This is a genomic window from Stenotrophomonas sp. (assembly GCF_050737075.1).
Classification (GTDB): domain Bacteria; phylum Pseudomonadota; class Gammaproteobacteria; order Xanthomonadales; family Xanthomonadaceae; genus Stenotrophomonas.
In genome coordinates this window covers 1-12941 of the sequence record NZ_JBOHXV010000120.1, presented here as the reverse complement: position 1 = coordinate 12941, position 12941 = coordinate 1, and the positions used below count along the sequence as shown (strand labels likewise).

Here is a 12941-nt window from a genome sequence, read left to right as displayed (position 1 = left end):
CTCATGAACGATGCGATCCCTGCGTGGGCCGGCCAACGGCCGGCGCTACCGGGTAACATTCCTTCCTCATGCAGTGGGGAATGTTCATGGACGTACAGACCGGAGGCGATGTGCCGCGGATGAAATGGGGTTGGCACTACCTGGCCTGGGCCGGCATTCCGCTGGTGATCGGCCTGGCGCTGGCGCGCTATGCCGGCCCGGAGCTGCCGGCGGCGGCTGCGGTGGCGGCGAAGGCCGACGCGGTGGTCGGCAGCGACTGGGCCCACCACCTGGCATCGCCGCTGGGGCTGTTCCTGTTGCAGCTGCTGGTGCTGCTGGTGGTCGCCAAGGGCGCCGGTGCGCTGCTGAAGCGGCTGGGCCAGCCCGCCGTGATCGGCGAGATGGCCGCCGGCCTGATGATGGGGCCGCTGGTGTTGGGCAGCCTGCTGCCCGACCTGCACGGCGCCCTGTTCCCGGCCAGCTCGCTGGGTCCGCTGGGCATGCTGAGCCAGCTGGGCGTGTTGATGTTCCTGCTGGTGGCCGGTGCCGAACTCGACCTGGGCGGCCTGCGTGGTCGCCGCCGTTTCGCGTTCACCGTCAGCCATGCCGGCATCGCCGTGCCGTTCGTGCTGGGCGTGCTGCTGGCGATCTGGCTGTACCCCGAACATGGTCCGCAGGGCGTGGGCTTTACCGCCTTCGCGCTGTTTGTGGGCATCTCGCTGAGCATCACCGCCTTCCCGGTGCTGCTGCGCATCCTGGCCGACCGCGGCATCACCCACACGCCGTTGGGGCAGACCGCCATCGCCTGCGCGGCGCTCGGCGATGCCACGGCCTGGTGCCTGCTGGCGTTGATCGTGGCGGCGGCGCAGGCCACCGGCTGGGTGCCCGCCAGCCTGAGCCTGCTGTGCGTGGTGGTGTTCGTCGCGCTGATGCTGGGTGTGGTCAAACCCTGGTTCTCGCGGCAGGTCATCCGTGCGGGCAGCGAAGGGCGCTGGCTGCTGGGCGTGCTGTTGCTGTCGCTGGCCAGCGCATTGGTGACCGAGGTGCTGGGCATCCATGCGCTGTTCGGTGCCTTCGCCGCCGGCGTGGCGGTGTCGTCCAACGCGCAGTTGCGGACCCTGTTGATCGAGAAGGTGGAGCCGTTCGCGGTCACCTTGCTGCTGCCGCTGTTCTTCGCCATGACTGGCCTGCGCATGCGGGCCGATGCCCTGCAGGCCAGCGACCTGCTGCTGTGCGCGGTGGTGATCGCGGTGGCCACGCTGGGCAAGCTGTTCGGTACCTGGAGCGCGGCCCGCAGCGCGGGCATGCCCAACCAGGAGGCGTGGAAGCTGGGTGCGCTGATGAACACCCGTGGCCTGATGGAGCTGATCGTGCTCAACCTGGGCTACGAACTCGGCTTCCTCGGCGACCGTCTGTTCGCGGTGCTGGTGATCATGGCGCTGGTAACCACGGCAATGACCGGCCCGCTGCTCAGCGCGATGGAAGGGCGGAAGGCGCGCGGTTGAGACGCGGGGCGACGAAACGGGCGGCCGAAACGTGCGGCCGAAACGTGCGACGGGGTAGAGCGGACTGTTGGTCCGCTGCCGTTGGCGGTGACTCGAAACACCCCGCGGGGAGCAGCGGACTAACAGTCCGCTCTACCCCGTCGGTCTATCGGTCTATCGGTGGGTCGGTGGCTCCAACCGCAACGTATAGCGCGTCTCGCCCGGCAGGAACGGCGTCGGTTTGCCGTGCACCCAATCCTCGTGGCCGGCGCCCCAGAACGGCGACAGCGGGTGGCCGCTCTGGCCACCGGGCATGTGGATGATGCCGTCGGCTTCGTGCCCCGGTGATACCACCATGCGTTGCGAGGCACCGAACGTCGGGCCCTGCACGCGCGGCATGTCGCGGTCACCGGGCAGGCGGTCCGCCGGCATGCACAGCCACGGCTTGGCGAAGGCGGGCAGGGCGCGACTGATCGGGTGGCAGATGGCGGCCGTGTTGCGCTCGCCCCAGGTCCGCTGGGCCAGGTCCGGTCCCTGTTCGGCCAGCTCAGCCTCCGCCTGCCGCGCGGCATCGGCCAGCAGCGCGTCCCAGCTTGGGTACGGCGGCGGCAACAGGTGCGTCGGACGCTCGCTCACCAGCGGCCACAGCACGCCTTCGATCTGCGGCAGCTTCGGCTCCAGGTAGTCGTCGCCCAGCCTGTGCCGCGCCGGCGCCAGCAGCGCGGCCGACACGATGTCCTGCACCTTGCTGCGGAATCCGCGGGTGATCCGGTAACTCACCGCATCGGCCGACGCGTGGTCCTCCCACTGCCGGCTTGCGGCCTCCAGGCGTTTCAGTGCCGGATCCTTGCTGCTACCGACCACCTGCCGCAGCAGCGTCCACCAGTGCTCCAGGAACACCGCGCGGTCGTCCAGCTGGATCGCCAGCAGGTCGTGCTCGCTGAAGCGCTGCTTTGCAGCGAGGTCGTCGCGGATCTGCCGACCGCGTGCGCCCAGGTCATAACCCGCGTTGCCCGCCACCGCGAGGTCGGCACCATCCAGCACGCGCCCGTTGGCGGTCCACAGCCGCTGCGTGGGCGGGTCCACCAGCGCCGGTGAGCCGTCGCCGCGGATCGCCCACGGCGCGCACGTAGCCGGTGCGATCGTGGTGGTGCCGTTGGGCGGGCACGCCGCCGCGCGGTCCGGGCGGGCGCCGATCAGGCGCCACGCGATCCGGCCGTGCTGGTCGGCCAGCAGCAGGTTCTGGGTAGGGATGCCGGCGCGGTCGGCGATCTGCAGCGCCTGGTCCAGGTCGCCTGCGCGGGCCATGTCGGCGAAATCCAGGCGCACCGCGCCAGGCAGCTGCGCGGTCCAGCGCAGCGCCTCGCCGCTGCCGTCGGGGCGTTCGTGCAGGATCGGGCCCCACGCGGTCTCACGCACGCGCAGCACCACGTCCGCGCCACCGGCCACGCGGATCCGCTCCTCATGCGTGGTGATGCCCTGCGCGCCGGCCTGCACCGCCACGAAGTCGGCGTTGTCGATGTAGCTGTTGGTGAAGCCCCAGGCCACATGTCCGTTGCTGCCGACCACGATCGCCGGCAGCCCGGGCAGCGAGAAGCCGCTGACGTCCACCCGGCCACCGGGCGCGGCCGGGTCGGGGTAGCGCAGCCGCACCCGGAACCACAGCGCCGGTGCGCGCAGGCCCAGGTGCATATCGTCGGCCAGGATGGCGCGACCATCGGCGGTCAGCGCGCCGGCCACCGCAAAGTTGTTGCTGCCGTGCACGTCCTGTTCTTCCCCACCGGTAGGTGACGACCGTGGGTCGTCACTCAGCCGCAAGGCATCCGCTGTCGGCAACACCGCATTGCCGCGTGCGGCCCCGAACAGCGGCGCGTCCCACTCGGTGCCATCGTGGCTGAGCAGCGCATACAGCGCCGGCGGCGCCACCTCGCGGATCCGGCGCATGGCCAGTTCGTTCTGGTTGGTGGGATCCTGCAGGTCCGCGTACATGGCCAGGCCGGTCAGCACCGAATCGGTGGCCGTCCATGCGGCGGGCGACTGGCGCAGCAGCAGGTAGGGCCACGGGCGCACGCGCAGGTCCTGCAGGCCGCTGTTGACGCCGTCCACATAGGCCTGCACCACCTGCGGGTTGCCGCCGACGGCCTGGGCGAGATGGGCGTCGGTGCGCGCGCGCAGGCGATGCACGCGCATGCGCTGGTCGACGGGGACGGCCGCCGCGCCGAACAGTTCGGACAGCTCCCCGGCGGCGGCGCGGCGCATCAGGTCCATCTCGAAGTAGCGTTCCTGCGCGTGCACCAGCCCCAATGCACGCATCGCATCGGCCTCGCTGGCGGCGTCGATGGTGACCACGCCGAGCGCATCGCGGGAGACGCTGGCCTCGGCCTGCAGGCCAGTCATGGGCTGCTTGCCCTCCAGGGTGGGCAGGCTGCCGCGCAGCAGCCACCAGACCGTGCCGATCACGACCACCACCAGCAGTACCAGCCCCCACCCGATCCACTTCAGCGCACGACGCATCCCCAGCTCCTGGTAGCGCCGGGCTCTGCCCGGCAGCAACGAATTCCCTGCAATGCGCCCTCAGGACACGGCCCTGCCTGCGCCTGCGCATGCAACTGATTCCGATTAGATCACGGCGATTCGGGATAGGGCACCATGACGTCCATCGATTCACAGGAGCTCCCCCATGAAAGGCCATCCCGACGTCATTGAATGCCTGAAGGAACTGCTGCGCGGCGAACTGGCCGCGCGCGACCAGTACTTCATCCACTCGCGCCGCTACGAGGACCAGGGTCTGTTCGCGCTGTACGAGCGCCTCAACCACGAGATGGAGGAGGAGACCCAGCATGCCGACGCGCTGCTGCGCCGCATCCTGTTCCTGGGCGGCAACCCCGACATGCGCCCGCACGGCTTCGAGCCGGGCGTGACCGTGGAAGAGATGCTGCAGAAGGACCTGGAAACCGAATACAGCGTGCGCAACAACCTGGCCGCCGGCATGAAGCTGTGCGAACAGCACCAGGATTACGTGAGCCGCGACATGCTGCTGGTGCAGCTGAAGGACACCGAAGAAGACCATGCCTGGTGGCTGGAGCAGCAGCTGAGCCTGATCAAGCGCATCGGCCTGGCGCTGTACCAGACCAGCAAGATGGAAGCGAAGGGCGCGTCAGCGCACTGAGCGGGTAGCGCCGGCCGTTGGCCGGCCCATGCAATTCGTCCGCCAGCCAGCCAACCGCCCGCCAGCGACGAACAAAAAAACCGGGGAAACCCCGGTTTTTTTGTGGGCGATGCGTTATTCCACCGACAACCCCTCAACCTTCTGCCACCCACGCGGCAGCAGGTGGCCACGCGTGGCGCGCGTGCCGACGTAGGCGTCCAGATCCTTGAACGACAGGTTCATGGTGCGTGCGCCGCTGCGTACCAGCAGCGTGTTGCCCGGGGCCACCGACACCACCGCGACCACCCGCTCGGTGGCGAGCTTGGCCTTGGGGATGTCGATGATCTTGTTGCCCTTGCCCTTGTCCAGTTCCGGCAGCTCGTTGGCCGGGATGGCCAGCAGGTTGCCCGAGCTGGTCACCGCCACGATGCGGTCGGTGTCCGGGTTGGCGACCACGGCCGGGGTCAACACCTTCGAACCCGAGGTCAGGTTGAGCATCGCCTTGCCGGCCTTGTTGCGCCCGGTGAGGTTCTCGAAGCGGGTCACGAAGCCGTAGCCGTGCGTGGACGCCAGCACGAAGCGGGTGTCGTTGTCGCCGCTGGCCAGGGTCATGAACGCGCTGCCCGGTGCGGGCGAGAAGCGGCCGGTGAGCGGCTCGCCGTTGCCTCGCGCCGAGGGCAGGGTGTGGATCAGCGTGGAGTACGCGCGGCCCTCGGTGTCCAGGAACGCCACCTGCTGGGTGCTGCGTGCACGCACCGAGCCGAGCAGGGCATCGCCGTCGCGGTAGGACAGCGTGGACGGGTCCATGTCGTGGCCCTTGGCCGCACGGATCCAGCCCTTCTCCGACAGCACCACCGTCATCGGCTCGCTGGGAACCAGTTCGGTCTCGTCGATGGCCTGCGCCGCACCACGCTGTACCAGCGGCGAACGGCGTGCATCGCCGAACTTCTTCGCATCGGCCACCAGCTCGTCGCGGATCAGCTTGCGCAGCTTGGTCTTGCTGTCCAGGATCGACTGGATCTTGTCGCGCTCCTTGGCCAGCTCGTCCTGCTCGCCGCGGATCTTCATTTCTTCCAGGCGCGCCAGCTGCTTCAGCTTGGTTTCCAGGATGTAGTCGGCCTGGTCGTCGCTCAGCCCGAAGCGCGCGATCAAGGCCGCCTTGGGCTCGTCCTCGGTGCGGATGATGTGGATCACTTCATCCAGGTTGAGGAACGCCACCAGCAGGCCTTCCAACAGGTGCAGGCGACGTTCGACCTTTTCCAGGCGGTGGGTCAGGCGGCGGGTCACGGTGGTGCCACGGAACTGCAGCCACTCGGCGAGCAGCATCTTCAGGTTCTTCACCTGCGGACGCCCGTCCAGCCCGATCACGTTGAGGTTGACCCGGTAGCTGCGCTCCAGGTCGGTGGTGGCGAACAGGTGGCCCATCAGCTGTTCGGCATCCACGCGGTTCGAGCGCGGCACCAGCACCACCCGCACCGGGTTGGCGTGGTCGGATTCGTCGCGGATGTCTTCCAGCCACGGCAGCTTCTTGGCACGCATCTGCGCGGCGATCTGCTCGATCACCTTCGACGGCGAGACCTGGAAGGGCAGCGCGTTGATCACGATGTTGGTGCCTTCCTTGAGGAAGGTCGAGCGCGCGCGCACGCTGCCGTAGCCGGTCTCGTACATGGTGCGCAGGTCGGCGGCCGGCGTGATGATCTCCGCCGCGCTCGGGTAGTCCGGGCCCTTCACGTGTTCCAGCAGGTCGCCGATGCTTGCGTCCGGATCATCCAGCAGGTGCAGCAGCGCGCTGACGATTTCGTTGAGGTTGTGCGGCGGCACGTCGGTGGCCATGCCCACGGCGATGCCGGTGGTGCCGTTGAGCAGCAGGTGCGGCAGCCGCGCCGGCATCCAGGTCGGTTCCTCCAGGGTGCCGTCGAAGTTCGGCGTCCAGTCGGTGGTGCCCTGGTTGATTTCGCCCAGCAGCACTTCGGCGATCGGGGTGAGCTTGGATTCGGTGTAACGCATCGCCGCGAACGACTTGGGATCGTCGGTCGAACCGAAGTTGCCCTGGCCTTCGATCAGCGGATAGCGGTAGGAGAACGGCTGGGCCATCAGCACCAGCGCCTCGTAGCACGCGCTGTCGCCGTGCGGATGGTACTTACCGATCACGTCACCGACGGTACGCGCGGACTTCTTCGGCTTGGCGGCGGCGTTCAGCCCCAGCTCGCTCATCGCGTAGATGATGCGGCGCTGCACCGGCTTGAGGCCATCGCCCAGGAACGGCAGCGCCCGGTCGAGCACCACGTACATCGAATAGTCCAGGTACGCCCGTTCGGCGTACTCGCGCAGGGGCAGCTGTTCAAAGCCGTGGAAGGCGGGGCGGGCAAGATCGGTCATGCGGCATTGTTACCTGTGGCAAGGGACGGCGACGGCTGTCGCCCTCGCAGGCGGTCGATTATCCGGATGCGGCCGGGGATGCCAAGCCGCGCGTGTTGGGAAGGGGCTGGTTGCCGCGTGCCAGGTAGCGCCCGGGCGGGCTGCCGAAGTGGCGGCGGAACACGGTGACGAAGGCGCTGGGGCTGCTGAAACCCAGTTCGTGCGCGATCGCCGAGACGCTGGCGCCGTCGGACAGGCGGCGCAGCCCTTCGGCCAGCCGCGCCTGCTGGCGCCATTGCGCGAAGCTCAGGGTGGTCTCGTCGCGGAAGTGGCGGGTCAGGGTGCGCGGCGACAGCCCGGCCCACTGCGCCCATTGCTCCAGGCTGCGGTCGTCGGCCGGGTCGGCGATCAGCTGCGAGGCGATCCGCAGCAGGCGGCGGTCGCGCGGCATGGGCAGGTGGGTGCGCTGGCGCGGCGCATGGCGCAGTTCGTCCAGCAGCACCTCCATGATGTGCTGCTGGGTCGCCGTGGCCGTCTCTGCCGGCGCCCAGGTGGTGACCCGCAGCGCCAGCGCCTGCAGCAGGTCCGAAATGCCCACCACGCAGGGCTCGGCGGGCAGGTCGTGGGCCAACGCCGGGGCGATGACCACCCCCCAGCCCCGCAGCGGCCCGCGGATGTCGACCGTGTGCGGCTCGCCCGGCGGCATCCAGCCGGCACAGCCTGGGGGCATCGACCAGGTGCCGTGCCGGGTGCGCACCGTGAGCAGGCCGGCTTCCACGCAGATCAGCTGGGCGCGCAGGTGTGCGTGCCAGTCCACTTCCCGGTCCAGCCCGCGCGGGCTGTCCACCCGGAAGCCGAGCACGCCCAGCCCGTCATCACGCTCGAACCAGTCCAGCACGTCGGTGCGGATCTGGATGGCGGGATCGTCCGTTGGCCTGAAAGTGTTATCCATTGTCCATATTGTAATACCGGGCCAGCCGGGGCGGCCATTAAGGTAGCGGCCTCCCATCGTTTCGTCTGCTGCAACACAGCATTTTGTTCCATTTTGAATATTTCTATTGAGAAATATATTTTTTGGAAGAGAATGCTCTCCCATGATCTGTCCTGATGCCAATCCCCCCAGCTTCGGCCTGCTGCTGCGCCAGGTGCGCGACGGCCTGGTGCGCCAGCTCGACACGTCGATGGCCGAGGAAGACCTCGGTATCGGCTTCACCCACTACCTGGGCCTGAAGGTGCTCGCGGCCCGTGCCCCGTGCACCGCCAACGAGCTGGCCCAGGCCCTGGACCAGGTGCCCAGCGCGGTGACCCGCCTGCTGGACAAGCTGGAAGCGCTGGGCTGCGTGCGCCGTGAACCGCATGCGCAGGACCGGCGGGCGCTGCAGATCGTACTGACCGACCAGGGCCGCCAGCTGTGGGCCCGGCTGAAGCTGCGCGGCGACCAGACCATGGACGACGCCATGCGCGACCTGTCCGCGGACGAGCGCGCGCTCCTGCTTTCCCTCATGACCCGTGTACGTGACTCCCTCAATACGCCATGACTCCTACAACTGATCGCACCTCATCGCTGCGCCCGCTGCGGCCGGTGCTGCTGTCCGTGCTGGCGCTGGCGCTGGCCGCTTGTGCCAGCACCGGCGGCCTGCAACCCAAGGGCCAGCTGGTCGACGCCGACAGCCTGCAGACCCAGCGCACCCTGGCCGGCCACAGCCTGAGCCCGGCCGCGTTCCCGGCCACCGACTGGTGGCGGGCGCTGAACGACCCGCAGCTGGACGCGCTGATCGCCGAAGGCCTGCAGCGCAATCCGGGCCTGGACGCGGCCGATGCGCGCCTGCGCCAGGCCCGTGCCCAGATCGGCACCGCGCATGCCGACCGCCTGCCCAGCGTGTCCGCCTCCGGCGGCTACACCGGCGTGCGCCTGCCCGAATCGATGGTCGGTGACGAGCTCGGCGGCAGCTATGCCGGCAGCGGCCAGGCCTACCTGAGCGTCAGCTACGGCGTCGACCTGTGGGGCGGCAAGCGCGCCGCCTGGGAAGCGGCCGTGGACAGCGGCCATGCCGCTGCCGTGGACGCACAGGCCGCGCGACTGAACCTGTCGGCCGGTATCGCCGAGGCGTATGCGCAGCTCGGTTACGCCTGGCAGCTGCATGACGTGGCCAGTGAAGAGCTGGACCGTTCGCAGAAGACCCTGACCCTGACCCGCCAGCGTCGCGCGGCGGGCATCGACAGCGACCTGCAGACCCGCCAGGCCGAGGCCCGCATCCCGGCCGCGCAGCAGCAGTTGCAGGCCGCGCAGCAGCAGATCGACGAGGCCCGCACCGCGCTGGCCGCGCTGGTCGGCCAAGGCCCGGACCGTGGCCTGCAGATCGCACGCCCGCAGCCGCTCAACCCGCTCGCGCTGCAGCTGCCGGGCGTGCTGCCCAGCGAGCTGCTCGGTCGCCGCCCGGACATCGTGGCGGCGCGCTGGCGCGTGGAAGCGGCCGGTCGCGAGATCGACGCGGCCAAGGCCAAGTTCTATCCCAGCCTCAACCTCACCGCGCTCGGCGGCGTGGTGGCCAGTGAAGTGGACCAGCTGCTCAAGAGCGGCTCGACCTTCGCCTTCATCGGCCCGGCGCTGAGCCTGCCGATCTTCGACGGTGGCCGCCTGCGCGCCAACCTGGACAAGACCGACGCGCAGTACGACCTGGCCGTGGCCGACTACAACCAGTCGGTGGTCAGCGCGCTGCGCGAGGTGGCCGACCAGGTCAACGCGGTGCGCTCGCTGGCCGAGCAGGCCGCCTCGCAGGCGCAGGCCGTGAGCACCGCACGCGCCGCCCACGACCTGGCGCAGCAGCGCTACAAGGCCGGCATCGGCAGCTACCTGGACGTGCTCAGCGTGGAAGCCCAGCTGCTGCAGTCGCAGCAGCAGCTGGCCTCGCTGCAGTCGCGGCAGATCCTTGTTTCGGTTCGGCTGAGCCAGGCGCTGGGCGGGGGCTTCACTCCGTCCGGCGACACCGCCCCGCTCGCCACCGCCCCCGAATCCACGCATTCCTGAGATACCTCCCATGAGCCAGACTTCCGCTCCCGCTGCCGCACCGGCAGCTCCCTCCCGTCGCGGCAAGCTGCTGCGTGGCCTGCTGGCCATCGTGGTGCTGCTGCTCGCCGCCGCGGCGCTGTGGTACTTCATGTTCGGCCGCTGGTTCGAAGAAACCGACGACGCCTACGTGCAGGGCAACCAGGTGCAGATCACCCCGCTGATCACCGGCACCGTCGTGGCGATCAACGCCGATGACGGCATGCGCGTGGAGCGCGGCCAGCTGCTGGTGCAGCTGGACCCGGCCGACACCGAGGTGGCACTGCAGCAGGCCCGCGCCAACCTGGCCCGCACCGTGCGCCAGACCCGCGGTCTGTACCGCAGCGTGGAAGGCGCGCAGGCCGAACTGAGCGCCCGCCAGGTCACCCTCAACCGCGTGCGCGAAGACTTCGCCCGCCGCAAGGGCCTGGCCGCCACCGGCGCCATCTCGGACGAAGAGCTGGCCCATGCCCGCAACGAACTGGCGGCGGCCGAGGCGGCCGTGGCCGGTTCGCGCGAGACCTTCGAGCGCAGCAATGCGCTGGTCGATGACACCGTGATCGCCACCCAGCCGGACGTGGAAGCCGCTGCGGCGCAGCTGCGCCAGGCCTACCTCAACAACGCCCGCGCCGGCATCGTCGCGCCGGTCAGCGGCTACGTGGCCCGTCGCTCGGTGCAGGTCGGCCAGCGCGTGCAGCCGGGTACCGCGCTGATGGCGGTGGTGCCGACCGAGCAGATGTGGGTGGAAGCCAACTTCAAGGAAACCCAGCTGCGCCACATGCGCCTGGGCCAGGAAGTGGAGCTGCGCTCGGACCTGTACGGTGGTGACGTGAAGTACAAGGGCCGCATCGACAGCCTGGGCCTGGGCACCGGTTCGGCGTTCTCGCTGCTGCCGGCGCAGAACGCCAGCGGCAACTGGATCAAGATCGTGCAGCGCGTGCCGGTGCGCATCGCCATCGATGCCAAGCAGCTGGCCGATAACCCGCTGCGCATCGGCCTGTCGATGAAGGCCGAGGTGAGCCTGCGCGACCAGAAGGGCACCGTGCTGCCGACCGCCACGGCCAAGGGCCAGGTGTTCGACACGGACGTGTACGCCAAGCAGCTGCACAGCGCCGACGATGTGATCCACGAGATCATCCAGAGCAACCTGCCGCGCTCGGCAAAGGCCAGCTGAGGTCCCCATGTCCGCACAAGCTCCCGCCGCGCCCGGTAATCCGGGTGCGCCGTCGGCGCCGGGTGCGACCGGCGCGTTCCGGCCGGCCAATGTCGCGCTCTGCACGGCTGGCCTGGCCATGGCCTCGTTCATGCAGGTGCTCGACACCACCATCGCCAACGTCTCGCTGCCGACCATCGCCGGCAACCTTGGTGCCAGCTCGCAGCAGGCGACGTGGGTCATCACGTCGTTCGCGGTCAGCACGGCAATCGCGCTGCCGCTGACGGGCTGGTTGAGCCGTCGCTTCGGCGAAACCAAGCTGTTCATCTGGGCGACGCTGTCGTTCGTGATGGCCTCGCTGCTGTGTGGCCTGGCGCAAAGCATGGGCATGCTGGTGGTGTCGCGCGCGCTGCAGGGTTTTGTCGCCGGCCCGATGTATCCGATCACGCAGTCGCTGCTGGTCTCGATCTACCCCCGCGAGAAACGCGGACAGGCGCTGGCGCTGCTGGCGATGATCACGGTGGTGGCGCCAATCTGCGGTCCGATCCTGGGTGGTTGGATCACCGACAATTACAGTTGGGAATGGATTTTCCTGATCAATGTGCCACTGGGCATTTTCGCGGCGCTGGTGGTCGGCAATCAGTTGAAGGGCCGGCCGGAGCACATTGAAAAGCCGAAGATGGACTATGTGGGCCTGATCACGCTGATCATCGGCGTGGGTGCGCTGCAGCTGGTGCTGGACCTGGGCAACGACGAGGACTGGTTCAGTTCGCCGACGATCGTGGTGCTGGCCTGCGTGTCGGTGGTGGCGCTGGCGGTGTTCCTGATCTGGGAGCTGACGGACAAGGACCCTATCGTGGACCTGCGCCTGTTCCGCCACCGCAATTTCCGCGCCGGCACGCTGGCGATGGTGGTGGCCTACGCGGCATTCTTCAGCGTATCGCTGCTGATTCCGCAGTGGCTGCAGCGTGACATGGGCTATACGGCGATCTGGGCGGGCTTGGCAACGGCGCCGATCGGCATTCTGCCGGTGATCATGACGCCGTTCGTGGGCAAGTACGCGTCACGCTTCGACATGCGCTGGATCGCGTCGTTCGCGTTCGTGTTCCTGTCGTTCACCAGCTTCCTGCGTTCGGGCTTCAATCTGCAGGTGGACTTTGCGCATGTGGCGGGGGTGCAGCTGATCATGGGTATCGGCGTGGCATTGTTCTTCATGCCGGTACTGCAGATCCTGCTGTCCGACCTGGACGGCCGCGAGATCGCGGCAGGCTCCGGCCTGGCCACGTTCCTGCGTACGCTGGGCGGCAGTTTCGCGGCGTCGCTGACGACGTGGCTGTGGGCCCGCCGCACGCAGGAGCACCACGCGCACCTGACCGAAAGCATTTCCGGCTACACGCCGGGCATGCAGGAGAAGGTGGCGGCGATGGGGCAGGGCGACCTGCAGCATGGCGCGGCGGCGTTGAACAACATGATCAACCACCAGGCATCGCAGATGGGCTTCAACGACATCTTCTTCCTGCTGGGCTGGATCTTCCTGGCCATCATCGCCTTCCTGTGGCTGGCCAAGCCGCCGTTCGGCGCCGGTGCCGGCGCAGCCTCCGCCGGCGGGCATTGATGCACTGACCTGATGAAACAAAAAACCCCGCTGAAAGGCGGGGTTTTTTGTGTATTGCGAACAGCCAACAGCGAGCAGCAGCGTTTCAATTCTTCCATGCTGGGGCGGCCGACGGGCAGCCCCGCTCCGGGACACGCCGCAAGTACGTCCTTGTAGGC

The 12941-nt window shown here is 68.7% G+C and carries 9 protein-coding genes; 6 read left to right on the top strand and 3 right to left on the bottom strand.

Features of this window, described 5'->3' with window-relative positions; all coding sequences use genetic code 11:
• The first annotated feature begins 80 nt into the window (after window positions 1-80).
• Window positions 81-1484, top strand: a complete 1404-nt coding sequence (locus ACREPD_RS19985; RefSeq protein ID WP_431600924.1) for a cation:proton antiporter — start codon at window positions 81-83, stop codon at window positions 1482-1484.
• A 153-nt stretch (window positions 1485-1637) separates the two neighbouring features.
• On the opposite strand, the gene ACREPD_RS19980 is transcribed toward ACREPD_RS19985, so the two are convergent.
• Window positions 1638-3977, bottom strand: a complete 2340-nt coding sequence (locus tag ACREPD_RS19980; protein ID WP_431600923.1) for a penicillin acylase family protein — start codon at window positions 3975-3977, stop codon at window positions 1638-1640.
• A 166-nt stretch (window positions 3978-4143) separates the two neighbouring features.
• On the opposite strand from ACREPD_RS19980, the gene bfr reads away from it, so the two are divergent.
• A complete protein-coding gene (gene bfr / locus ACREPD_RS19975; RefSeq protein ID WP_431600922.1) occupies window positions 4144-4632 on the top strand; it encodes a bacterioferritin in 489 nt (162 codons plus the stop codon).
• Window positions 4633-4746: 114 nt separating this feature from the next.
• Here bfr and parC read toward each other — a convergent pair whose 3' ends face one another.
• Together parC and ACREPD_RS19965 are read right to left on the bottom strand one after the other, a co-directional pair.
• On the bottom strand, window positions 4747-6990 hold the full coding sequence (gene parC, locus ACREPD_RS19970) for a DNA topoisomerase IV subunit A (RefSeq protein ID WP_431600921.1): 2244 nt from the start codon (window positions 6988-6990) through the stop codon (window positions 4747-4749).
• A 58-nt stretch (window positions 6991-7048) separates the two neighbouring features.
• A complete protein-coding gene (locus ACREPD_RS19965; RefSeq protein WP_431600920.1) occupies window positions 7049-7921 on the bottom strand; it encodes an AraC family transcriptional regulator in 873 nt (290 codons plus the stop codon).
• Between the two features lie 142 nt (window positions 7922-8063).
• On the opposite strand from ACREPD_RS19965, the gene ACREPD_RS19960 reads away from it, so the two are divergent.
• From ACREPD_RS19960 to ACREPD_RS19945, 4 genes are read left to right on the top strand one after another with little or no spacing between them, the layout of a single operon-like run.
• On the top strand, window positions 8064-8507 hold the full coding sequence (locus tag ACREPD_RS19960; RefSeq protein WP_431600919.1) for a MarR family winged helix-turn-helix transcriptional regulator: 444 nt from the start codon (window positions 8064-8066) through the stop codon (window positions 8505-8507).
• Window positions 8504-9997: an efflux transporter outer membrane subunit gene (locus ACREPD_RS19955; RefSeq protein WP_431600918.1), complete on the top strand. Its 1494-nt coding sequence runs from the start codon at window positions 8504-8506 to the stop codon at window positions 9995-9997. Before ACREPD_RS19960 ends, ACREPD_RS19955 begins: the two co-directional genes overlap by 4 nt.
• Before the next feature lie 10 nt (window positions 9998-10007).
• Window positions 10008-11189: a multidrug efflux MFS transporter periplasmic adaptor subunit EmrA gene (gene emrA, locus ACREPD_RS19950; RefSeq protein WP_431600917.1), complete on the top strand. Its 1182-nt coding sequence runs from the start codon at window positions 10008-10010 to the stop codon at window positions 11187-11189.
• 7 nt (window positions 11190-11196) lie between these two features.
• Complete coding sequence (locus ACREPD_RS19945) at window positions 11197-12783, top strand: DHA2 family efflux MFS transporter permease subunit (RefSeq protein WP_431600916.1); 1587 nt, start codon at window positions 11197-11199, stop codon at window positions 12781-12783.
• The last annotated feature ends 158 nt before the right edge of the window (window positions 12784-12941 follow it).